Below are 23,223 nucleotides of genomic sequence, written 5' to 3' on the forward strand. Positions count from 1 at the left end.
CGCTAACCGTCCAGCAGTTCCCGCACTGCGGTTTCGGACGCTGAATACCCGGCTACCGGGATTACTTCCCCGTGCAGGAACCGGTCCACCACTCGGGGGTCGACGTAGGATTTCCGCGCGACGGCAGGGGTGTTTCCCAGCCGTTCAGCTACCTCGCGGATGGTTTGGGCTACCGCCTGCTGCTGTTCCCGCTTGGTGGAAGCCGTACGGGCAGCGCGGGCCAGTCCCATGGCAGCGGAGACTGTCGCCTGCCAGGTCCGAAAGTCCTTGGCGGTGAAGTCCCCGGCGGTCGCTTCGCGCAAAAACCCGTTCAGCTGGGAGGCGTCTATGCTGTGCCACTGCCCGTCCACGCCGATGTACGCCAGCGCCGTGTCCGGATCCGGACGCTGAAGCATCGGCGTCATGGCGGCAACCAGGTCCTCGTCCTCAAGTTCCACGTGCCAGTGCTGACCGCTTTTACCTGGGAAGTCCAGCAGCAGCCGGGTATCTTCCAGCCGGACGTGTTCAACCCGCAGCGTCGTAGTCCCGTAGGACCCGTTCATCTCGGCATAGCGCGAGCCGCCGACCCGCAGTGCCCCGGAGTCAACAAGCCGCAGGGCAGCCGCGAAGGCCCGTTCAGGACCGCACCCCTCGGCACGCAGGTGCTTGGTCACGATCCGGCGGGCAGCAGGCAGCGCCTGGACGAACTCCAGCGCGCGGTCGAACTTCTCCCGGTCCTTCATTTCCCGCCAGTGCGGGTGGTAGATGTACTGCCGGCGCCCCGCACCGTCCTGGCCGGTGGCCTGGATGTGGCCGTTGGCGTAGGGGCTGATCCAGACGTCTTCCCAGGCCGGCGGGATGGCCAGCGACCGGATCCGGCGGAGTTCCGCCGGATCCCGCAGCACCTCGCCGCGCAGTCCGCGGTAGCTGAACCCCTTGCCCCACCTCAGGCGGGTGTAACCGGGGTGATCGCAGTTGCTGCGGCGCAGGCGGGGCATGTCAGCCGTTAATCAGGGATTCGAGCCACTGGTCCGCTGCCTCGAAAGCGGCGTCGGAGGTGTGCGGCAGGACCTGGGCGCGCCGATGGTCCGCCCTGGGATATGAGCCGAGGAAGCGCAGTTCCGGAGAGACCCTGTGCAGCCCCTTCAAAGCGTCTGCCACCCGGGCATCGGACACGTGCCCGTCGGCGTCGATGCTGAAGAAGTAGTCACCCAGGAAGGCTCCGGTTGGCCGGGACTCAATCCGGCTGAGGTTCACGCCTCGGGTGGAGAACTGGTCCAGGATTTCCATCAGGGCTCCGGGACGGTCCTCGGGCAGCGGGATGACCACGGTGGTTTTATCCGCCCCGGTGGGCTCCGGCAGCAGCCCCGGAAGGCTGATGAGGATAAAACGGGTCACGGCGTCGGATATGTCCCCAATGTCCCGGGCAATGACGTTCAGGCCCAGCCGGGACGCCACCAGCGGCGCGCAAATCGCAGCATCGAAGCCGGCGGCGTCATCCTGCAGCCCCACGGCGGCAGCTGCGGTGGAGGAGGCAGGCAAATATTCCGCCTTCGGAATATTCAGTTCCGCCCAGTTACGGCACTGCGCCCAAGCGTGGCTGTGCGTTGAAACTTTGCGGATGTCAGCCAGGTCAAGGCCCGGGCGCACGGCCAGGACGAAGGTGATGGGCACAAGGATCTCCCGAAGGATCCGCAGCGGCTGGCCAATTGAAATTGCATCGAGGGTGGCGCTCACTCCGCCCTCCACCGAGTTTTCGATGGGCACGACGGCCGCGTTGGCGTGCCCCGAACGGACCATCTCAAGTGCGGAGGTGACGCTTGTGGACGGTATTCTCACCGCCTCGGCGGCGCCGGGCACCTGGAGCAGCGCCGCTTCCGTGAAGGTTCCCTCAGGTCCCAGATACGTATAAACCATGGTTCCCGGGAGCCTGTGGTTCCCGGGGATGCCCTCAGGACTCATACGACGGTCGGTTCTTTTCCGTTTTCGGAAACCATTTCCTGGCCGGCTTCCAGCCAGGCACCCATACCGCCGGTCACGTTGAGGGCAGAGTAGCCGTGGGATTCGAGCCACTGTGTTGCGCGTGCGCTCCGTCCGCCGGAACGGCAGATGACAGCGAGGTCCTGGTCCGGATCCAGCTCGTCGAGACGGTCGGGAAGCTGTTCCAGGGGAATGTGGACGGCATTGGGGATGTGCCCGGCTTCCCACTCGTAGTCTTCCCGGACATCCAGGACCCGGACACCTTCACCGATAGCGTCCACAGATACGTTTTCCATCTTGTTCACACTTCCTTGCAGTCTCTGTTGCCGGGTCTGACTAGGCACGGAAGCAACCCGCTGCGCAGGCGTTCCTGCCTTTTATCCCAGCCTATAGTGGGATGCACCGCCAGAGAACAAAGCTCCCCGCGCACCGGAGGTAACAATGCCCAAAGGTCCAGCCGTCCAGCCCCGGGCAGGGATGCCCGACGACGAGGGAATTGGTTCATTCAGTGCCCTCACGCTGCGCGACGCGCTGGCAAGCGGTGAAGTCTCCGCCCGTGAAACCACGGAGTATTTCCTGGGGCGAATCGAGGCGCTGAACCCCGACCTCGGTTCCTTTCTGACCATTACCGCCGATGCTGCAATGAAGCAGGCGCATGAGGCCGACGAAGCGCTGGCGTCCGGCCGTCCGCTGGGAATCCTGCACGGCATGCCCCTGGCCCATAAGGACCTCACCGACGTCGCAGGGGTCCCCACGACCATGGGCAGCACTGCCGTACCGCCGGTTCCGGCCAAGGCGGACGGCCCCCTGCCGGCAGTCCTTCGGGCGGCCGGGGCAATCAGCCTTGGCAAAACGCAGGTGCCGGAGTTTGGCCTGAGCAGCTACAGCGAAAATTATGTGGCACCGCCGGCCCGGAACCCCCTGGACCCCGCACTGAGTCCCGGCGGATCTTCAGGCGGCAGTGCCGCTGCAGTTGCGGCGGGAATGCTGCCTTTCGCTCCCGGCACCGACGGCGGCGGTTCGGTGCGGATACCGGCGGCAGCTACCGGCCTGGTGGGCCTGAAACCCAACCGCGGCCGGGTCCCCTCCGGCGGCGGACAGCGTGACCTCGGCCAGTTCGTCGTCGCCGGCCCCCTGGCACGCACAGCGGCGGATGCCGCCCTGCTGCTCGACGCCATGGCCGCCGAACCCAATTTCCACGCAACCAGCGCCGACCGGGCAACCGGTTCGTTCCTCGACGCCGCACTCCGGGCGCAGGGGCAGTTTCGGATTGGAGTCAGCACCCGTTCCCCCTTCGAATCCCGGCTGGACATCAGGCTTGACCCGGAGGCGGTCCTGGGCCTGGAAGCAGGCATCCTGGCCCTTACCGGCGCCGGACATGAGGTGGAAGAGGCAGACGTCCATTACGACGAGCGCTATCCCGACGCTTTCGCGATGGTGTGGACCGCGCCCCTGGCCAACATCCCCCTGCCGCGGGAAGCGGAGGAGAAACTCACGCCGCTCACTGCCACCATGCGCCGCCGCGCCCTTCAGCGCTCTGCAGCTGAGCTGGCCGCCGCCGTCGACATCCTCCGTGGTTTCGAGGAGGACACGATCCGTCAGTTTGCCGCGTGGGACATGATCCTCACCCCGACCGTCGCCATGCCGCCGCGCCCCGTTGGCTGGTACTGGACCGGCGACGCCGACGAGGACTACGCCAGGCAGTGCCGGTACTCGCCGTTCACATCCATGGTCAACGTCTGCGGCCTGCCAGCCATCAGCGTCCCCACCTACCAAACCGCCCAGGGCCTCTCCATGGGCATCCAGCTAATCGGCCGCCCGGGGGCGGAGGCTGACCTGTTGGCGGTGGCTGCCCAGCTGGGTTCCCAATAACAGGAGACACCTTAACTGGAAGCCTTTTTGTCCACAATGTGGACAAAAAGGCAGGATTAGCGGTGATAAACAGCACATATACTTGCGGCGCATCCTATAAAACACACGAAAAACCGCCATTTGGGCCCAATCCGGCCGTTCGCTGCTTTGGGACGATTGGACGATGAGTCCAAGCCCCACCACTACCAGCCCCGTGCCTGCGCCCCCCGCACGGAAGGCATTCTTTGGTCATCCCCGGATGCTCGCCAACCTCTTCAGCGTTGAGCTCTGGGAACGCTTTTCCTTCTACGGCATGCAGGGCATCCTGCTCTACTACATGTACTACTCCGTCACTGACGGCGGCCTGGGCATGTCCGAAGGAGTCGCGGCAGGACTCGTAGGCGCATACGGCGGCGGTGTCTACCTGTCCTCAATTGCCGGGGCATGGGTGGCAGACCGCATCCTCGGTTCGGAGCGGACCCTCTTCTACTCGGCCATGATCGTCATGATCGGCCACATTTCCCTTTCCCTCGTTCCCGGTTACGCCGGCCTGGCGATCGGCCTCGTGCTCATCGCCATTGGCTCCGGCGGCCTGAAGGCGAACGCCACCTCCCTGGTTGGCAGCCTGTACGACGAAAAGGACGAACGCCGCGACGCCGGCTTCTCGATCTTCTACATGGGCATCAACATCGGCGGCCTGATGGGCCCCATCCTGACCGGCCTCATGTGGAACGCCTTCGGATTCCACATCGGCTTCGGCCTGGCGGCCGTCGGCATGGCGATCGGCCTGGCTCAGTATGCAGCCACCCGCAAGTACCTGCCCGAGTCTGCACACCTGGTCGCCAACCCGCTGCCCAAGAGCCAGTTTGCCCGGGTAGGCGCAATCTTTGCTGCCGCCATCGCCGTCGTAGTCGTCGCCATTGCACTCGGCCTGATCACCAGCGAGAACCTTGTCGGCCTCATGGCTGCCCTGGCCCTGCTGGCGGCAATCGCCTACTTCGTCGTGATCCTTACCAGCAAGCGCGTCACCCAGATTGAACGCCGCCGCGTGTTCTCGTTTATGCCCCTGTTCGTTGCCAGCACGGCATTCTGGGCACTCTTCCAGCAGCAGTTCACCGTTGTGGCGCTGTACGCAGACACCAAGCTGAACCTGAACCTCTTCGGCTGGGAGATGCCGCCGAGCTTCGTCCAGTCCATCAACCCGATCTTCATCATCGTGTTTGCCGCGGTCTTCGCCAGCATGTGGACCAAGCTGGGCACCCGCCAGCCGGGCACCCCGGTCAAGTTCGGTCTGGGACTGGCAGTGATGGGCCTGGCTTTCCTGGCCTTCATCCCGTTCTCCGGCGGCGGACCTGCAAGCACCCCGCTGCTGGCACTGGCCGGGATCCTGCTGCTCTTCACCTTCGCTGAGCTGTCCCTGTCCCCCACCGGCCTCTCCGCAGCCACGAAGCTGGCTCCGGCGGCGTTCCCGACGCAGATGGTTGCTTTGTTCTACCTGTCGGTCTCACTGGGCAGCACGCTCTCGGGCTGGCTGGCACAGTTCTACAGCGAGGACACCGAAGTCAGCTACTTCGCCTTCCTCGGAATCACCGCGATCGTGCTGGGCATCATCCTGGCCCTGTGCGCTCCGGCCATCAAGAAGCAGATGGGCGGGGTTCGGTAACCCGTTCCCGCAGCCGCTTAGCAAAAAGTGCCCGTTTCTTTATGAAACGGGCACTTTTTGCGTCCCTGCCCGCCCCTTCCCCTGCCAGCGCCGCGTAGACATTCTGTTATCCGCGGTGACTCAATGGGTCCACGTGTCCTTGCAACATTGCCGCTTCGGGGTGATCTGTCTCTTCATAAACCCGTCAGTTAGACAATGTGACAGCCCTCACAGTTAGTATCAGTGAATCAGCCGGCGCTTAAGTGCACCCGCTAACTGGTCCGGGCAACGACGCCGAACCAGGGAACGGATGCCAGCCCGGCACCACGACACCCTGCCCGGCCGGCGCCGTCCGCCTCCGGGCAGCGCACTGAAAGGGCAACGATGAAGCGTTCAAAGACAGGGGCACTGGGGGCCCTGCTGCTGGGTGCATCCCTCGCGGCGACCGGCTGCGGCTCGGATTCCGCTTCAAGCGGCGATTCGGACATGGTGAAGATCGGGATCACCCAGATCGTGGAGCACGATGCCCTGACCTCCGCCAAGGAAGGATTCAAGCGGGCACTGGCTGAGAACGGCTACACCGAAGGCGAGAACATCTCCTACGACGAGCAGAATGCAGCCGGGGAGCAGGCCACTGCCACGTCAATCGCCTCGAAGTTCGCCTCCGACGACCTCGACCTGGTGCTTGCCATCGCCACGCCGACGGCACAGGCCGCTGCACAGGCCATCACCGATATTCCGATCCTCATCACCGCTGTCACCGAACCGGAAGAAGCCGGACTCGTCGATTCCTGGGACGCTCCGGGCGCCAACCTCACCGGCACGAGCGACCTCAACCCGGTTGCAGACCAGCTGGCACTGATCAAGGAACTGACTCCGGATGCCAAGACGGTGGGAATCGTCTACAGCTCCGGTGAAGTGAACTCCGAGGTGCAGATCGAACTGGCCCAGGAAGCCGCAAAGGATCTTGGCCTCGAGCTGAAGCTCGCCGCAGTAAGCAACACCGCTGAGGTACAGCAGGCTGCCGAGTCCCTGGATGTGGATGCTTTCTACATCCCCACGGACAACAACGTTGTGGCTGCCCTGGACTCCGTCGTCCAGATTGCGGAAACCAAGAAAATCCCACTGGTCACCGGTGACGCCGGTGCCGTCGAAGCCGGTGGCCTTGCCACCTGGGGTATCGATTACGAAGCACTCGGTTACCAGACCGGCCTGATGGCCATCAAGATCCTGGAAGAGGACGCCGACCCGGCTTCCATGCCCATCGAAACCCTGGATGAAGTGCAGCTCGTGGTCAACAAGGCCGCAGCCGCCAACATGGGCATCGAGATTCCCGAGTCGATGCTCGAAAAGGCCGACAAGGTCATCGAGTAATCCTCGAAGCTGCCTTTCCCACCCTGCTGTAAGGAACAGAACTTCCATGATCACTGCTGTTGAACTGGGGCTTATCTACGCCGTTATGGCCCTGGGCGTTTACCTCACCTTCCGGATCCTGGATTTTCCGGACCTTACCGTGGATGGCAGCTTCACCACCGGCGCAGCCGTGGCGGCCATTTCCATCACCAACGGGGTTCCACCCCTGGCCGCCACGGCAGCCGCGTTCGGAGCCGGCCTGGTAGCCGGCTGCGTCACCGGCCTGCTGCACACCAAGGGCAAGATCAACGGCCTGCTGGCCGGCATCCTGACAATGATTGCCCTGTACTCCATCAACCTCCGGATCATGGGAACGTCCAATCTCTCCCTGCTCCGTGAGGACACGCTTATCACCCCCCTGCGTGAAAACGGGTACCTGGGCGGCGCCGTCGCAATTGCGCTGTTCGCCCTCCTGGCACTGGGCGTGAAGCTCTTCCTGGACTGGTTCCTCCACACCGACCTCGGCCTGGCCATGCAGGCCACGGGTGACAACCAGGAAATGGTCAGCAGCTTCGGTGTCAGCACCGACCGGATGAAGATCCTGGGCCTGGCGCTCTCGAACGGATTCGTTGGCCTGTGCGGTGCCATGGTGGCGCAGTACCAGGGCTTCGCGGACATCGGAATGGGCATCGGCCTCATCCTGGTTGGACTCGCATCGGTGATCATCGGCCAGGCCATCTTCGGCAGCCGCCTGATCGTGGTCTCCACCCTGGCAGTCGTCCTGGGCGCGGTTGTCTACCGGATCGTCATCGCCCTGGCCCTGGACCTGGGCTTCGAGCCCAACGACATGAAGCTGATCTCTGCGGTGCTGGTGGTGCTGGCCCTGATTCTGCCGCAGTGGAAACTCTTCCGCAGGCTGCCCACCTTCAGCAGCCTGCGCAAATCCACCGTCACCACGGCCAGCTAGCAGGAAGCCAAAAACGATGCTGAAAATCGACAACGTACAAAAGACCTTCTTCGCCGGCACCGTCAACGAACGCGTGGCGCTGGCGAAAATCGACCTGGAACTGCACGCCGGAGAGTTCATCACGGTGATCGGTTCCAACGGTGCGGGCAAGTCCACCTTGCTGAACATGGTCTCGGGGAAGCTTCGCCCGGACACCGGATCGGTGCTGATCGACGGCAAGGACGTCACGAAGCTGGCCGACTACCAGCGGGCCAAGTTCATTGGGCGCGTGTTCCAGGACCCCATGGCAGGGTCTGCCCCGCAGCTGAGCATCGAACAGAACATGTCCATTGCCTACGAGCGCGGCAAGCGCCGCGGCCTGGGCTGGGGCGTTTCGGGCAAGAAGCGGGAACTCTTCCGCGAAGAGCTCAAGTCCCTGGAACTGGGCTTGGAGAACCGGCTCAAGGCCAAGGTCGGCCTGCTCTCCGGCGGCCAGCGCCAGGCGCTGTCCCTGCTCATGGCGACCTTCAGCGAACCGAAAATCCTGCTCCTGGATGAGCACACCGCGGCCCTGGACCCGCAGCGTGCAGCGCTGGTTTCACGCCTCACCGGGGAGATTGTGGCCCGCCACAAGCTCACCACCCTGATGGTCACGCACAACATGCAGCAGGCCCTGGATCTGGGAACGCGGCTCATCATGATGCACGAAGGCCGGATCATCCTGGACCTGGACAGCACGCAGAAGAGCGCAATGACCGTCCCGGACCTGCTTCACGAGTTCGAGAAGATCAAGGGCGGCCTGGACGACCGGACGCTGCTTCAGTAGCCGCCCCCTCCGGAATCCCATCGAGAGGCCAGTTACGGCCCGTTTGAGCGCTCAAACCAGCCGTAACTGGCCTCTCGCGTAAGTTGGGCAGTGGGCGCATCAGCCAATCGTCTGCCGGATCACACGAATCTTTGGCATGCTTGGATTTATGTCTAACCGAGCCGGAACACCCGCCCAGCCATCCGACCTTGTCGACCTCACTGCCCTTCTGGACGCCTATTACGACGTCGCGCCCGACACCGCTGATCCCGGCCAGCGTGTGGCCTTCGGGACTTCCGGACACCGTGGCAGCTCCCTGAAGGGCTCTTTCAATGAGCCCCACATCGCCGCCATCACGCAGGCGATCGTCGAATACCGGACAGGCGCCGGCATCACCGGACCGCTGTTTATGGGCAAGGACACCCACGCTCTTTCCGAACCTGCGCAGAACACCGCCCTCGAAGTTCTCGCCGGCAACGGGGTCAATGTCCTGATCGACTCCCGCACCGGTTTCACGCCGACCCCGGCGCTGAGCCATGCCATCCTCACGCACAACGCGACCCGCACCGACCAGGCTGACGGAATCGTGATCACCCCGTCCCACAACCCGCCTGCCGACGGCGGGTTCAAGTACAACCCGCCCTCCGGCGGACCTGCAGATTCGGAAACCACGGCCTGGATCGCCAACCGGGCCAACGAACTGCTGGAGAACGGGCTGCGCGGCGTCCAGCGTATTCCGCTGGGTGAAGCACGGCTGGCGGAGTCCGTGGGCGCCTATGACTTCCTGCAGCACTACGTGGGCGACCTCGGCTCAGTGCTGAACATGGATGCTATCAAGGCCTCCGGACTGCACATCGGGGCCGACCCCATGGGCGGCGCATCCGTTGACTACTGGGGTGCAATCGGCGAGCAGTACGGCCTGAACCTGACCGTAGTGAATCCCAGCGTGGACCCCCAGTTCGGGTTTATGACCCTGGACTGGGATGAGAAGATCCGCATGGACTGCTCCTCCCCCGACGCGATGGCATCTCTGATTGCCCAGGCCGGGCGGTACGACATCGCCACGGGCAACGACGCCGATGCTGACCGCCACGGCATCATCACCCCCGACGCCGGGCTGATGAACCCGAACCATTACCTCGCTGCTGCCATTGAGTACCTGTACGCCAACCGCACCGGCTGGCGCGGTGACGCGATGGTCGGCAAGACACTGGTCTCCTCCTCCATGATTGACCGTGTCACATCCAGCCTGGACCGCCGGCTCATGGAGGTTCCCGTGGGCTTCAAGTGGTTCGTCCCGGGCCTGTTGTCCGGCGAAGTGGCCTTTGGCGGCGAGGAATCCGCGGGTGCGTCCTTCCTGCGGCTGGACGGCTCGGTGTGGACTACCGACAAGGACGGCATCCTGCTGGCCCTGCTGGCGTCCGAGATCACGGCCGTCACGCAGAAGACGCCTTCACAGCACTACCGGGAGCTGACCGGCCGCTTCGGAGATCCGGTCTACGCGCGGGTTGATGCCCCGGCCACGCGCGAACAGAAGGCTGCATTGTCCAAGCTCTCGCCGTCGGACGTCACCGCCACCACGTTGGCAGGCGAGGAAATCACCGCCCGGCTTACCGAAGCCCCGGGCAACGGCGCACCCGTGGGCGGGCTGAAGGTCACCACCGAGAACGCCTGGTTCGCGGCCCGTCCCTCCGGTACCGAAGACGTGTACAAGATCTACGCCGAATCCTTCAAGGGCGCCGAGCACCTCAGCGAAGTCCAGGCCGAGGCGAAGGCCATTGTGGACTCCGTAATCTCCTAGCCCGTTCCTCCAACGACTTAAACGAGATGACAGAAACTGCCCGTATGAGCGTTCATACGGGCAGTTTCTGTCATCTCGAAGTTAGAGAAGGCGGCGGAGGATCCGCGCCTTGAACCCGTTGTACGGCGGGTAGGCCACGCGCAGGGTGTCCAGCAGTGTTGACTTTGAGAAGACCGGGCGTGCCTGGCTGAACGTGTCGAAGGACTGTTTGCCGTGATACGCGCCCATGCCGCTGGCACCTGCCCCGCCGAACGGCAGCTCCGGCACGGCCAGCTGCACAATTGCGGCGTTGTGGTTCACGCTTCCGGCACGGACTCCCTGCTCGAACTTCCGCTGCCGGGAGGCTGAGGACGTGAAGAGATAGGACGCCAGCGGCGCGGGGCGGGCGTTGATGATCTCCATTGCCTGGTCCAGGTCGCGGACGGTGACAACCGGAAGGATGGGCCCGAAGATCTCTTCCTGCATCACCGGAGCATCCAGGGAAACGCCGGTCAGCACTGTGGGCTCGAAATAGAGGTCCTCGCGGCTGGTCCGTCCGCCCGACACTACGGTGCCGTCCGCCAGGTAGCCGGTGAGCCGGTCGAAGTGCCCCTCGTTGACGATCCGCCCGAAGTTGGCGCTGCGGGACGGATCCCGGCCCACAAACTCGCGGATCACCTTGCCGAGCGCCTTGAGGAGTTTGGGCGCTGCATCCTCGGTGACCAGCACATAGTCGGGCGCCACGCACGTCTGGCCTGCATTGATCAGCTTGCCGTAGGCCAGCCGGCGGGCAATGGCGGTCAGGTTCCCGTCCAGTACGACGGCGGGAGACTTGCCTCCCAGCTCCAGCGTTACCGGGGTGAGGTGCTCGGCGGCGGCACGCATGACAATCTTGCCCACCCGCTCACCACCGGTGTAGAAGATGTGGTCGAACTGCTGGGCCAGCAGTGCCTGGGACGCTTCCTGGGCACCCTCAACCACCACCACGGCCTCCGGGTCCAGGTACTCGGGCAGGATCCGTGCGACGGCGGCAGAGGTGGCCGGCGCCAGCTCGCTGGGCTTGAGCACGGCCGTGTTTCCTGCGGCAAGCGCGCCGATCAGCGGGGCGAGGAGCAGCTGCACGGGATAGTTCCAGGGCGCGATAATCAGCACCACGCCCAGCGGCTGCGGTTCAATACGGGCCGACGCCGGCTGCAGGCCCAGCGGCACCGGCACCTTGGTGCTCCTGGTCCAGTTCGTCAGGTGTTTCAGCGCGTGGCCTGCTTCGGACCGGGTGATGGAGATTTCGGTGAGGTAGGCCTCCAGCGGGTTCTTGCCCAGGTCTTCTCGCAGGGCTGCGGCGAACTCCTTCTCCCGTTCGGAGAGCATCCGCATCAGGGACTTCAGCTGTTCTTTCCGCCATGCCAGGGGCCGGGTGCGCCCGCTTTCATAAACCTTGCGGACCGCGGCAACCTGTGCCGGAATACTGCCCGCCGGGGACGCTGTCCGGATATCGGAGCTCATGCCCGGTTACCGCTTTCCTGTACAGGCTTCTCCGCTTCCTGGGCGGGACGCCCGGTGAAGTGGTCCATGGACTGGTAAACCTTGAAGACCTTTCCCGCCACAACGTCCCAGGCAGGCTGCGGCAGCAGGCCACGCAGCGCGCTGCCCAGCGGGACGGTCCAGGGCAGCTGGACCCGGGCCCTGCCTTCCAGCAGCGCCTTCCACGCCTTGTCCACGACGTATTCGGGTTCCATCAGCGGTGTCATCAGCGGACCGCGGGCACCTTCGAACATGCCGGTCTTGATGTAGCTGGGGATCAGGGTGGTGACCTGGACGTGGCCGTGCCCGGCTTCCTCCAGCTCCAGGCGAAGTGAATCGCTCCAGCCGATCACTGCCCATTTGGAGGCGGTGTAGACGCTCATCTTGGGTACAGACAGCGTCCCGGAGGCAGAGGCGACATTCAGGATCCGGGCCGGGGTGCGCCGCTCGATCATGCCGGGCAGGAACGCGCGGGTGATGTGCATCGGGGCCAGAGTATTCACGTCCGTGACGGCGTCAATATCCGTTCCGGAGTGTTCCCAGAAGTACTTGCCGCGGACGATGCCGGCATTGTTGATCAGCACGTCCGGCGCACCGAGTTCCGCCAGTACGGCTTCGGCGTTTTCTGCCACTTCAGCCGCAGAGGAGACATCCAGCGTGTAGGGGCGGATCTCCGCGGATCCGAGACCGCGCAGCCGCTGCGCAGCAGCCTCCAGCGCCTCGGCATTCCGGTCCCACAGCACAACGGCCCGTGCGCCTTCGCGCACCGCCCGTTCGGCGTACAGGAGCCCCATGCCCATGGCCGCTCCGGTGATGAGTACTGTCCGTCCAGAAACTGAGATTCCCACGTATGATCCGTCCGTCACAGGCCGCCTTCGGCCCAACTGCTTTCCCGGTAAAATTCCAAGTGCGTGCAACATAGCGTGGCACAGTCGCCCCGCCGGTAACATTCTCCACGAATCAATCCCCCTTTGTCCTTTGGAAGGCACACGCATGAGCAGGTTCGGCACAGACTGGAAAATCCACGGGAACGGCAGGACAGTCACTCCCGGCTCATACGTCGCACCGGATGAGCGGCTGAGCTGGCCGCGGACCATTGGCATCGGCGCCCAGCACGTCGTCGCGATGTTCGGCGCCACCTTCCTGGTTCCGCTGCTAACCGGTTTCCCGCCCGCCACCACGCTGTTCTTCTCCGGCGTCGGCACCATCCTCTTCCTGATCATCACTGCCGGAAAGGTGCCCAGCTACCTGGGCTCCTCCTTCGCCTTCATCGCGCCGATCAGCGCTGCAGTAAACCAGCACGGTCCGGGCGGAGCCCTCGGCGGCATCATCATGGCCGGCGCCACCCTGTTCCTGATCGGGCTCGCCGCACAGCTGGCCGGAACCCGCTGGATCCAGGTCCTCATGCCGCCGACGGTCACCGGCGCAATCGTGGCGCTGATCGGGCTGAACCTGGCCCCCACCACACGCACCAACTACGAAGCCGGTCCCATCACGGCCACGGTCACCGTCGTCGTGATCCTGCTGACCACTGTCCTGTTCAAGGGACTCATCGGCCGCCTTTCCATCCTGGTAGGCGTCCTGGCCGGTTACGTCGCCGCCATCATTCAGGGCGAAGTGGACTTCTCCACCATCAGTGACGCAGCCTGGTTCGGCCTGCCCCAGTTCACCGCCCCGACCTTCCACTTCAACGTCATTGGGCTGTTCGTGCCGGTTGTCCTGGTACTCGTGGCAGAGAACATCGGCCACGTGAAATCCGTGGCCGCCATGACCGGGCGGGACCTGGATCCCTACACCGGCCGGGCGCTGATGGCTGACGGCGTGGCCACAATGCTGGCCGGCTCCGGCGGCGGCTCCGGAACCACCACGTACGCCGAGAACATTGGCGTCATGGCGGCCTCCCGGGTGTACTCCACTGCCGCGTACTGGGTCGCCGGCATCACCGCGGTGCTGCTGAGCCTCTTCCCCAAGTTTGGTGCCATGATCGCCACCATTCCCCCGGGTGTGCTGGGTGGTGCCGGAGTGGTGCTGTACGGCATGATCGGCATCCTCGGCGTCCGGATCTGGGTGGACAACCGGGTGAACTTCTCCAACCCGATCAACCTCTCCGTGGCCGGAGTTGCGCTGGTGGTTGGCATCGCGAACTACACCTGGAACGTTGGCGGCCTGACCTTCGAGGGCATCGCCCTGGGCACCGCTGCCACTCTGGTGATCTACCACGGCATGATGGCCATCGCTCGCTGGCGCGGCACCATGCCGGATGAACCCCAGGAAGACGTCGGCGCCACGCCGTCCAGCCTGGGCTAGGAACCTAGGCCCCTTCCAGGGCCGCCTGGGTGGCACGGGCAACGTAGAACGCTGCCCGTGCCATCGCATCCTCCGGGCTCTGGGCAAGGTCCAGGACGCTCACCGCTGCCTCAACCCCGTACTCAGCCAGGACCTTCGGGCCCAGCGTGATGGCCCCGGCCACCAGCACCACCGGAATACCCCGGTCAGCGGCCAACCGGGCTACCTCCAGGGGAGCCTTGCCGAAGCGTGTCTGCTCGTCAATGGACCCTTCGCCGGAGAGAACCAGGTCTGCCCGCGAAAGAGCCGGCTCCAGGCCCACCAGTGCGGCAATGAGCTCAAAACCGGGCTCGATTCCGGCATCGGTGAACGCCAGGAAGGCTGAGGGGAATCCGCCGGCGGCCCCTGCCCCGGGGATGTCAACGTCGATGCCCGTTGCCTCTTGAAGCAGGCGCGCCCAGTTTGCCAGGGCTTCATCCAGCAGCAGCCGTGCCGAGGAATCCGCTCCCTTCTGTCCGCCGAAAACGTGGGCTGCACCGTTGTGCCCGGTGAGCGGGTTGGTCACGTCCGCGGCAATCCGGATCCGGGTGTCCTTGAGCCGGGGGTCCAGTCCGGATGCATCGACAGCTGCTGCCAGGGCCAGCCCGGCCCCGCCCGGGGGTACCGGCTCACCGGCAGCGTCGAGGATCCGCAGCCCCAGCGCTGTCAGTGCCCCGGAGCCGCCGTCGGTCATTGCTGATCCGCCGATGCCCAGGATGATCTCGCGTGCTCCGGCGTCCAGCGCCGCCGTGATCAGCTGCCCGCTGCCAAAGCTCGACGCCGCCAGGGACGTCTGCACTGACGGTTCCACGAGCATCAGGCCGGAGGAGCGCGCGGTTTCCAGGACCGCCGTCGTGCCGTCCATCGCCCAGACTGCGGTCACTTCGCGGCCCAACGGTCCGCGGACCCGGGTGGAGCGCTCGACGGCGCCCGCGGCGAGAGCCGCCTCCAAGGTTCCCTCGCCGCCGTCGGCCACCGGAATCCGGGTAACTTCGGCGTCGGGGTAGACCGCAAACACCCCCTGCGCCATGGCGGCAGCGGCTTCCTCAGCGGTGAGGCTGCCTTTGAACTTGTCCGGGGCTATGAGCACGCGCATGGTTCCCATCCTGCCAGCCGCCGCCGGAGCAGGACAGTTCTACGCGCCGGCTCCCTGCGGCCAGGCTCCGCGGGCGGAGAGCACCGAAGCGAGCAGGTCCGCGCGGTCCGAGACCAGTCCGTCGACTCCCAGGTCCAGCAGTCCTTCCATCAGCGGGCGGGTGTTGATGGTCCAGACGTGCACCTCGATTCCGGCGGAATGGCAGCGCCGGACAAAAGCCGGCCGCACTACCGGCACCCCGCGGAAGCTCACCGGAACCTGCACCGCCTGAAATCTTCCCAGCCGCGCAATCAGCCGTCCCAGACCCAGCGGTGAGAGGAGCAGCAGTGCAGCCGTTGAGAAGGATCCGGCAGAACTCGCGGCCGGGCTGGAGAGCCGGCGCAGGCAGTCCAGCCGGCGCCGGTCCGAGAAGGACGTCACGAGCACCCGGTCATGGGCCTGGTGCTTTTCGATCAGGGCCGCCAGAGCCGCAGCTCCGGCGGCGTCCTTGATGTCCACGTTCAGGCGAACGTCAGGCCACCGGACCAGGACGTCCTCCAGCGTGGGGATCGGCTCGGTGCCGCCCACCCGGACTCCTGCCAGCTCGCGCAGGCTGTAGGCGCTCAGAGGTCCGGTGGAATCGGTAACCCGGTCAAGGGTCTCATCGTGGAACACCATGAGGACGCCGTCGCTCGTGGTGCGGACATCCGTTTCCAGGTAGCCGAAGCCCAGGTCAACGGCGGCTTCGAAGGAGGCCATGGTGTTCTCCAGCCCGTCCGGGCTGAAACCGCGGTGGGAGAGGCCAATTGGCTCCGAAGCCCCTGACGGGTGCGCAGATGCAGGAGCGGGCGGCATGAAGTACGGCAGTTTCTGGCTCACAGGGTGTACTTTATCTCCGGTTGCCGCCCGTCTTCGGCTTCCCCCCGGTCCGCCGGTGGGGTCCCGGAACTAGACTTGCTCCACCGAGGGCGGGGGCCTTCGGTGCCGCGCCGGCAAACCCTGGAGGTGCCCATGGAGCACGGTTCCGCACGGCAGGCAGCAGGCCGTTACCTCCGCTGGCCCGTGGATGGCCTGCGCGGGACCATCACACGGTCTCCTGTCACTGTTTCTGTCCTTGTGCTGTTCTGGTTCCTGGGAATCCTGACGTCCTCCATCATCACAGGACCGGAGGGTGAGCTTCTCCCGTGGGTGAGCGTCTCGGTCACCACGCTGCCGCAGTATTGGCCTGCCCTGATCCTCTCGGCTCTGTGGGCCAACGGGCTGGCAGGCTATCTCAGCGGTACCCTCCTGGCACTGGCGGTGGGGCTGCCGGCGGAACGCCTGCTGGGAAGCCGCCGTTTCCTTGCGGCCGCCCTTGGAACGCAGCTCGCCGGCGCCCTGCTGGCGATCGGCTTCACCGCGGTAACCCGCACGGTCTTCGACGCCTGGGGGCGGGAACTCAGCACAGATACCTTCGTGGGCCCGGTGGCGCTCTTCTGCGGCGTTGCCGGAGCGGCGTCGGCCGGGCTCGGAACACTCTGGCGGCGCAGGATCCGCCTGCTGCTCTACACCCTGCTGGTGGTGCTGGCACTCTTCTCGGGTTCCCTGCGGGACGTCATGGCACTGGGCAGCGCCGTCGTTGGCGGTCTGTGGGGTCCATATCTCTTCGGCAGGCGGCCGCGGCGCCCGCAGGGCTTCGTGTCCAGCCGCCGTGAGGCCCGGATTCTGGTGGCCCTCGCCGTGGCGGCCACTGCTGCAGGGCCGGTCATCGCTGCCCTGAACGTACGTGCCGTGGGGCCGCTGGCCATCCTCGCGTACTTGTTCACCAACGCGGAAACGCTGGACCCGGCGGCCCTGGCCAGCCTCTGCGCGGATTCCGCGCGGCAGGCTGAATGCCGGGCCGCAAAGCTGGAACTGAGCGCCGGCCCGGCAGGATTCTTTCTCGCCGTGCTTCCCCAGGTGCTGCTGCTTGTTTTTGCCGTGGGCCTGCGCCGTGGCCGCCGGTTCGCGTGGATCAGCGCCCTGACCCTGCAGGGCCTCATGATTCTTGCAGCCGGCATCCGGATCATCCTGTTCCTGTCCGGTGAACTGGGCCCGGTGTTCGGATTCGGGGCCTCGGGCCAGCCGTTGCCCCTGGTCCTTCCCATGCTCCTGCCGCTGCTGGTCTTTGTGCTCCTGGCGGTAAGCGGACGCCGCCTTTTCCAGGTCAGTGCACCGCCGGGCACGTACCGAAGGCTCTTCCTGACCTGCTTCGCCGCAGCCGTGCTGCTGGCTGGGGCCTGGGTGGGAGGCGGACTGCTTCTGCGCAGCGGTTTCACGCCCGCTGCCACCCTGTCCAGCCTGCTTGCGGACCTCCCGCTCCGGTTCCTCCCGGTCTCCGAACTCACGGTCGGCGCCCCGCAGCTGCTGCCCGCCTACGCGCCCGCAACCATCCTTTACGAGGGTGTGGGTGTGGTGTTCTGGATCCTCGTGTGCGTTCTGGTGCTGCGCTCCTTCAGCCTGCCCGCCTACGCGCCGTATACCGAAGCCAAGGAGCGCGCCAGGTCGCTGCTCAAGGCCACGGGCGGGAGCACCATGGCCTGGATGACTCTCTGGAGCGGGAATTCCTACTGGTTTTCACCCACCGGCAACTCCTACATTGCCTACCGGCTGGGTTCCGGCGTGGCCCTCACAGTGGGGGATCCGGTGGGCCCACCCCAGGAACTGCAGCAAAGCGTGGACGGTTTCGCCGCCTACTGCGCTGATTCCGGGGTGACGGCCTGTTTCTACTCCGTGAACGCGGCAACCCGGGAGGCCACTGCGCGGTTGGGACATACCGATCTTCAGGTGGCCGAGGAGACGATCCTGCCGCTGGGGTCCCTGGTCTTCAAGGGCAAGCGGTTCCAGGATGTCCGCACGGCGTTCAACCGGGCTGGAAAGGCCGGGATCCGCGCCGAATGGACCACCTACAGCAAGGCCCCACTGTCCGTTCTGGACCAGATCAACGCGATTTCCGAGGAGTGGGTGGCAGACAAGCAAATGCCGGAAATGGGCTTTACGCTTGGCGGGCTTGAAGAGATCGACGACGACGGCGTGCGGCTGCTCCTGGCGGTGGACCAGGACCGCACCGTCCACGGGGTAACGTCCTGGCTCCCCATTTACCGGGACGGCAGGATTGTCGGCTGGACGCTGGACTTCATGCGCCGCCGGGGCCGCGGGTTCCCTGCTGCAATGGACTTCCTCATCGCCTCGGCAGCACTGTCCCTGCAGGACGAGGGATTCAGCCTGCTGAGCCTCTCCGGCGCCCCGCTGGCCAGAAGCGCGGCTTCGGCGGCCGGCAAGAGCGCGGAACCCGACGCCGCCGCCCCTCCTCCGGCTTTGGACTGGGTGATGAACCGGCTGGGCGCTGCGCTGGAACCGGTGTACGGCTTCCGGTCCCTGCTGGCCTACAAAGCCAAGTTCCAGCCGCAGTACGTTCCGCTGTACATGACCTACCTGGACGCCGCCACTCTTCCGGCCATTGCCAATGCGCTCACCCGCGCCTATCTTCCGCACGTGTCGGTGGGGCAGACGTTCACCATGGCTCGGAGGATCGTGGGCAGCCAGCGATGAGCCTTTCCCTCACCACGGGGCCGGTACCGGCAGTGGTGTTCCTGCTGGGCCTGGCCGGCCTGTGCTGGCTGTGCTGGGGCACGCGGCGGTACCTGACCCGGCTGGTGCCACTGGCACTGATCGGCGCGGGAGCGGGCACCATCCTGCTGTTCCTTGCCGCAGAGGTGCTGCTGGAGTGGTGGAACGCCTCATTTCCGCGTTACCTCTACCTATATTCCACAGCGGGAATATTGGCCCTCCTCCTGGTAGTTCCGCGATGGAGGGCCAGCCGGCGGGCACTGTCCCGGATCGTGACGGCCGCGGCAGCAGCAGCGGTGCTCCTCGCTGCCGTCTCCGGGGCGAACATGGCCTACTCGCAGTATCCAACCCTTGAATCCCTGGTAGTGAACCCGGGCGAATCCAGCGGCCCGCTGCCAACCCGCAGCCCCCCGGCAGGCCAGGACCCGCCGCAGCCTGCCACGGAGACGAACTGGACCCCGCCCGCGGACATGCCCGCGCAGGGAAAGGTGTATCAGACGCGGATCCCCGAATCCGGATCCGGATACCAGGCCGGATCGGGACTGGTCTATCTTCCGCCGGCTTATCTTGCCTCCCCGCCCGCACAGAACCTGCCCGTAATCCTTGCGCTCCATGGGCAGCCGGGCTCTCCCGCCGACTGGTTCACCGGGGGCCAGCTCCAGTCCGTCATGGATGACTTCGCTGCCGGGCACAAAGGCCTTGCACCAGTCGTCGTTGTGCCTGATCTCTCCGGCGGCGCCAATGCCAACTGGTCCCTGTGCCTGGACTCCAGCCAGGGACGCGGTGCAACCTATCTCGCTGAGGATGTGCCGCGCTGGGTCCGGGGAAACCTGGCGGCTGGCCTCAGCAGCTCCCGGCAATGGGCGGCGGCAGGGTATTCCTACGGCGGCACCTGCGCGCTGCAGCTGGCCGTGAACTTCCCGGATGCCTATCCAACGTTCGTGGATATTGCCGGGGAGAATGCGCCCACGGTTCCGGGCGGGATCCAGTCCCTGCTCAGCACCTACTTCGGCGGGAACTCTGCGGCCTTCACCGCACAGAACGCCCTGGACGTCCTGAAAACCGGGTCCTTCCCGGACAGTGCCGGGATTGTGGTGGTCGGCAGGGATGACAGCACCTACGCGGACCAGGGACGCCAGGTGTATGAGGCGGCCAAGGCCGCCGGCATGGACGTCACGCTTCAGGAACTCCCCGGCGGACACTCCTGGGTGGTCTGGAAAGAGGGCCTGGCCGGCAACCTGGACTGGCTGAGCCGCCGGCTTGGCATACTGGACCAATGACCGACGCCGTTTCCGCCCGGATGAAGCAGCGGCTGGCCGGCGCCGTGGAGGTGCTGGGCCGTCATGGCCTGCTGCTCCTAACCCTCGCTGCGGGGCTGATCCCCGCACTGCTGCTGGCTCTGGCGGCCGGCGGCGTGTACGAGGCAGTCGTAGAAGAAGACGGCGTTGCGGGCCTGGACCAGCCGGTTCTCGACGCAGCCATTACGCTGCGTTCTCCCGGAGTCGACACCGCAGTTACCTGGCTGACCAACCTTGGCGGGACCATCGGGCTCCCCGTGCTCGCCGCTGCCGCAGTTCTGGCGCTGTGCCGGTGGCAGCGGAGCTGGACGCCGCTGATTCTTACCGCGTCCGCCGCGGCCGGATCGCTGCTGCTCACGGTGGCCGGCAAGGCCCTGGTGGGCCGCTCACGGCCTCCGCTGTCCGACGCCGTGCCGCCCTACGAGCACTCGGCATCCTTTCCCAGCGGGCACTCCCTAAACTCCCTCGTGGTGATCGGAACGCTCGCCTACCTGCTGGTCCTGTACCTGAATACCCGCCGGAGCCGTTTCCTCACCGTCCTGGCGGGGGCGGTCTTTGTCCTGGCTATTGGCCTGAGCCGGGTCTACCTGGGCCACCACTGGCTCACGGACGTGCTGGTGGCCTGGATCCTGGGGCTGGCTTGGCTGGCCATCCTGATAACGGTGCACCAGCTCCTGCACGCGCGGCGCCTCAGGAGCCTGCCCGCCGGCTAGGGCTGCCTGCCGCGCAGCAGGTCTTCCAGGACCTGCGCCACGCCGTCCTCGGCGAAGGGCGGCGCCAGGTGCCCCGCTGTGGCACGGACCGCTGGGTGTCCTGAGGCCATGGCGTAGCCGCGGCCAGCCCAGCCGAGCATTCCCAGGTCGTTGGGCATGTCACCGAAAGCAACGACGTCGGCCGCTTCTATCCGCAGCGAGCGCGCGTACTCTGCCAGGGTCACCGATTTGTCCAGTCCCGACGCAGACATTTCCAGCAGCGGAACGGAGGGCGCGGAGTGGGTGGTGGAGACCAGGTGCGCCACTTCGGGCTTGACCTTGTTAAGGAACTCGTCCGGATGGACGCCCTCAACGCGGGCCAGGAATTTCACCACGCGGGCATCCCCGCCCAGTGAGTCCTTCAGCGGTTTGGGCGTGACGGCGCCAAGCATATCCGCGCCGGCGTCCTGCAGGAATCCGGGCTCCAGATGGAATCCCTCCTCCGTCTCGGCGGCAAAATGCACGGCAGGGTAGAGACCTCGGATGATGCCTGCAGCTTCGAACATCCCGTCCAGCCCAATAGGCCGGGACCAGAGGATTTCCCCGCTCTGGACGTCGTAGAGGATCGCTCCGTTGGAGCAGATGACCGTGCCGGTATGGCCCATCTGCTCGCGCAGCGGATCCAGCCAGCGCGGCGGCCTGCCGGTGACAAACACGATGGCGATACCGGCGTCGGCACATTTGCGGAACGCATTAACGGTCCGGTCACTGATCCTGTTGTCCGGGCCCAGTATGGTCCCGTCCAGGTCACTCGCTACCAGCCGCATTCCCGCCCTTCCGTCGGCCTCCAGCCTAGCCGGAATCGGGGGCGTGAAACCTCAGGCGCTAGGGTGCCGGCCGTTCGGCTGTGCCGATGATTACCCCGCGTGCCAGCGCGTGGCTGCGCAGTGCCATGGAAAGCACGCCGGGCCGGGCATCCTCGGCGACATCGAGGAACGGAATGTCCACCGCGTGGACCATGACGAAGTACCGGTGCTTCCCGTGTCCCACCGGTGGAGCTGCCCCGGTGTAGCCCGTTTCGCCAAGTTCGTTAAGCAGCTGCAGTGTGCCCTTGGGCATTCCTGACCTGGAGGCGTTTTCCGTCAGCGATGTCTCCCGCACCGGAATGTTTACGGCGGCCCAGTGCCAGAACACCCCGGGTATGGGTGCGTCCGGGTCCACCATGGTGACGGCAAAGCTCTGGGTTGCTTCCGGCCAACCGGTCCAGCTCAGCTGCGGGGAGGCATCACGCCCGCCGGGAACGGCTCCGGTGGCGTATTGCGACGCTGCCAGCGGACCGCCGGCGGCAAAGTTGGCGCTGCTCAGTTCAAGGGCGGGAACCTGGGGCAGGGATTCTGTGGGGTCGTACGCTTCCACGGGCACACTTCCTTTCATCTCCCGCCCCGGACGGGACGGTACGCTGCTAGAGCAGTTCACTCCGGTAGGGCGGATCGGCGCCAGGCCGGGAAACCGTAATGGCCGCAGCGCGGGCGGCATAGGCAAGGAGTGCCTCGAGGTCCCCGACGCCAATCCTGCGGAGCTCCGGACGGCGGGCAGCGCCGTCGTAATCCCGGTCCATCAGCCCGGCAATGAGCGCTGACATGAATGAATCACCGGCGCCCACCGAATCCGCCACGGTCACGGTCACTGCGGGTACTTCGCAGGTTCCCGCGGCAGCCACTGCCCACGGGCCCTTGGACCCGCGGGTAACAACCACGACCGCGGGACCCATTTCGAGCCAGCGCCGCGCGGAGTCTTCCACCGGTTCGTCCGGGTAGAGCCAGGCCAGGTCCTCGTCCGATGCCTTGACCACGTCGGCGAGACGGACGAATTTCTCCGCCTGTTCGCGGGCATAGGACACATCGGTGATGATGGTGGGCCGGCAGTTCGGGTCAAAGGTGATGGTTGCCTGCGGGTGCGCGCGTTCAACTGCGGCGAGGACCTCATGCGCCCCCGGAGAGAGCATGGTGGCAATGGACCCGGTGTGCAGCAGCGTGGTGCCCTGCAGCAGCCGCGGCAGCGCGTCCGCCAAACCAGGCAGATCCCATTCCAGGTCGAAGGTGTACCGGGCGCCGCCGGCCGGATCGAGCACGGCCGTGGCCACGCTGGTGGGCCGGTCGTCGGCCGGCTGGGCGCTGAGGACGGAGTTGGATTTCAGGTGCTCGGCGATCAGCACCCCATAGGCATCGGTGCCGTACCGGCCAACGAACTGCACCGGCCGTCCAAGCCGGGCCACACCCACGGCTACGTTGAGCGGGCTGCCTCCCGGGTGGGACCGGCGGGGCGCGGTGTCGCTGACAACTTCGTCGATAAGGGCTTCGCCGATGACTGTGATCACGCCCTCAACCT

At 65.7% G+C, this 23,223-nt stretch carries 20 protein-coding genes; 10 read left to right on the forward strand and 10 right to left on the reverse strand.

Going from position 1 to position 23,223, the window contains the following annotated elements; all coding sequences use genetic code 11:
- Positions 1-2 precede the first annotated feature (2 nt).
- Genes FYJ28_RS09625 through FYJ28_RS09635 form a run of 3 tightly spaced genes read right to left on the reverse strand, consistent with a single transcriptional unit; the run spans position 3 to position 2,255 of the window.
- On the reverse strand, positions 3-977 hold the full coding sequence (locus tag FYJ28_RS09625; protein ID WP_154579131.1) for a DNA topoisomerase IB: 975 nt from the start codon (positions 975-977) through the stop codon (positions 3-5).
- Position 978: 1 nt separating this feature from the next.
- Positions 979-1,941: a prephenate dehydratase gene (gene pheA, locus FYJ28_RS09630; protein WP_229780379.1), complete on the reverse strand. Its 963-nt coding sequence runs from the start codon at positions 1,939-1,941 to the stop codon at positions 979-981.
- Positions 1,938-2,255, reverse strand: a complete 318-nt coding sequence (locus tag FYJ28_RS09635) for a rhodanese-like domain-containing protein (RefSeq protein WP_154579132.1) — start codon at positions 2,253-2,255, stop codon at positions 1,938-1,940. The genes pheA and FYJ28_RS09635 overlap by 4 nt, the downstream gene beginning before the upstream one ends.
- 145 nt (positions 2,256-2,400) lie before the next feature.
- On the opposite strand from FYJ28_RS09635, the gene FYJ28_RS09640 reads away from it, so the two are divergent.
- The 6 genes from FYJ28_RS09640 to pgm all read left to right on the forward strand — a co-directional run bounded on the left by FYJ28_RS09640 (position 2,401) and on the right by pgm (position 10,357).
- A complete protein-coding gene (locus FYJ28_RS09640) occupies positions 2,401-3,831 on the forward strand; it encodes an amidase (protein ID WP_442778582.1) in 1,431 nt (476 codons plus the stop codon).
- Between the two features lie 163 nt (positions 3,832-3,994).
- Positions 3,995-5,473 (forward strand): peptide MFS transporter, encoded by a 1,479-nt coding sequence (locus tag FYJ28_RS09645; protein ID WP_055240512.1) that lies wholly within the window; start codon positions 3,995-3,997, stop codon positions 5,471-5,473.
- A gap of 363 nt (positions 5,474-5,836) precedes the next feature.
- Positions 5,837-6,826, forward strand: a complete 990-nt coding sequence (locus FYJ28_RS09650; protein WP_055240511.1) for an ABC transporter substrate-binding protein — start codon at positions 5,837-5,839, stop codon at positions 6,824-6,826.
- 46 nt (positions 6,827-6,872) lie between these two features.
- Complete coding sequence (locus tag FYJ28_RS09655) at positions 6,873-7,772, forward strand: ABC transporter permease (RefSeq protein WP_055240510.1); 900 nt, start codon at positions 6,873-6,875, stop codon at positions 7,770-7,772.
- A gap of 16 nt (positions 7,773-7,788) precedes the next feature.
- Positions 7,789-8,577 carry an ABC transporter ATP-binding protein gene (locus FYJ28_RS09660; RefSeq protein ID WP_055240509.1) on the forward strand — a complete coding sequence of 263 codons (789 nt, stop codon included), beginning with the start codon at positions 7,789-7,791 and terminating at the stop codon, positions 8,575-8,577.
- Positions 8,578-8,725: 148 nt separating this feature from the next.
- The gene (pgm, locus tag FYJ28_RS09665; protein WP_195840642.1) at positions 8,726-10,357 is read left to right on the forward strand and encodes a phosphoglucomutase (alpha-D-glucose-1,6-bisphosphate-dependent); all 1,632 of its coding nucleotides are present in this window, start codon (positions 8,726-8,728) and stop codon (positions 10,355-10,357) included.
- Positions 10,358-10,438: 81 nt separating this feature from the next.
- Here the strand turns inward: pgm and FYJ28_RS09670 are convergent, their stop codons facing one another.
- Both FYJ28_RS09670 and FYJ28_RS09675 read right to left on the reverse strand, forming a co-directional pair.
- Positions 10,439-11,839 carry an aldehyde dehydrogenase family protein gene (locus FYJ28_RS09670; RefSeq protein WP_154579134.1) on the reverse strand — a complete coding sequence of 467 codons (1,401 nt, stop codon included), beginning with the start codon at positions 11,837-11,839 and terminating at the stop codon, positions 10,439-10,441.
- Positions 11,836-12,657 (reverse strand): SDR family NAD(P)-dependent oxidoreductase, encoded by an 822-nt coding sequence (locus tag FYJ28_RS09675; protein WP_229780392.1) that lies wholly within the window; start codon positions 12,655-12,657, stop codon positions 11,836-11,838. The genes FYJ28_RS09670 and FYJ28_RS09675 overlap by 4 nt, the downstream gene beginning before the upstream one ends.
- Positions 12,658-12,850: 193 nt before the next feature.
- Here FYJ28_RS09675 and FYJ28_RS09680 point away from each other — a divergent pair, with 193 nt between their 5' ends.
- Positions 12,851-14,164: a uracil-xanthine permease family protein gene (locus FYJ28_RS09680; RefSeq protein ID WP_055242697.1), complete on the forward strand. Its 1,314-nt coding sequence runs from the start codon at positions 12,851-12,853 to the stop codon at positions 14,162-14,164.
- 4 nt (positions 14,165-14,168) lie between these two features.
- On the opposite strand, the gene FYJ28_RS09685 is transcribed toward FYJ28_RS09680, so the two are convergent.
- Positions 14,169-15,278 (reverse strand): glycerate kinase, encoded by a 1,110-nt coding sequence (locus FYJ28_RS09685; protein WP_154579136.1) that lies wholly within the window; start codon positions 15,276-15,278, stop codon positions 14,169-14,171.
- Between the two features lie 39 nt (positions 15,279-15,317).
- On the reverse strand, positions 15,318-16,112 hold the full coding sequence (locus tag FYJ28_RS09690; protein WP_055243005.1) for a glycerophosphodiester phosphodiesterase family protein: 795 nt from the start codon (positions 16,110-16,112) through the stop codon (positions 15,318-15,320).
- A gap of 156 nt (positions 16,113-16,268) precedes the next feature.
- Between FYJ28_RS09690 and FYJ28_RS09695 the strand changes: the two genes are divergently transcribed.
- The 3 genes from FYJ28_RS09695 to FYJ28_RS09705 are packed head-to-tail and all read left to right on the forward strand — an operon-like array spanning position 16,269 to position 20,856.
- Entirely contained in the window at positions 16,269-18,827 is a 2,559-nt protein-coding gene (locus FYJ28_RS09695; protein WP_154579137.1) for a bifunctional lysylphosphatidylglycerol flippase/synthetase MprF, read from the forward strand.
- On the forward strand, positions 18,824-20,125 hold the full coding sequence (locus tag FYJ28_RS09700; RefSeq protein WP_154579138.1) for an alpha/beta hydrolase: 1,302 nt from the start codon (positions 18,824-18,826) through the stop codon (positions 20,123-20,125). Before FYJ28_RS09695 ends, FYJ28_RS09700 begins: the two co-directional genes overlap by 4 nt.
- On the forward strand, positions 20,122-20,856 hold the full coding sequence (locus FYJ28_RS09705; RefSeq protein WP_154579139.1) for a phosphatase PAP2 family protein: 735 nt from the start codon (positions 20,122-20,124) through the stop codon (positions 20,854-20,856). The genes FYJ28_RS09700 and FYJ28_RS09705 overlap by 4 nt, the downstream gene beginning before the upstream one ends.
- Here FYJ28_RS09705 and FYJ28_RS09710 read toward each other — a convergent pair.
- The 3 genes from FYJ28_RS09710 to FYJ28_RS09720 are packed head-to-tail and all read right to left on the reverse strand — an operon-like array spanning position 20,853 to position 23,212.
- A complete protein-coding gene (locus FYJ28_RS09710; protein WP_154579140.1) occupies positions 20,853-21,662 on the reverse strand; it encodes an HAD family hydrolase in 810 nt (269 codons plus the stop codon). The genes FYJ28_RS09705 and FYJ28_RS09710 overlap by 4 nt on opposite strands.
- Before the next feature lie 58 nt (positions 21,663-21,720).
- A complete protein-coding gene (locus FYJ28_RS09715) occupies positions 21,721-22,251 on the reverse strand; it encodes a YbhB/YbcL family Raf kinase inhibitor-like protein (RefSeq protein ID WP_326831634.1) in 531 nt (176 codons plus the stop codon).
- Between the two features lie 46 nt (positions 22,252-22,297).
- Positions 22,298-23,212, reverse strand: coding sequence for a carbohydrate kinase family protein (locus FYJ28_RS09720; protein WP_055242711.1), 915 nt, complete (start codon positions 23,210-23,212; stop codon positions 22,298-22,300).
- Positions 23,213-23,223: the final 11 nt, after the last annotated feature.

It is taken from the genome of Arthrobacter sp. BL-252-APC-1A, from assembly GCF_009696625.1.
In the GTDB taxonomy this organism is placed as follows: domain Bacteria; phylum Actinomycetota; class Actinomycetes; order Actinomycetales; family Micrococcaceae; genus Arthrobacter_B.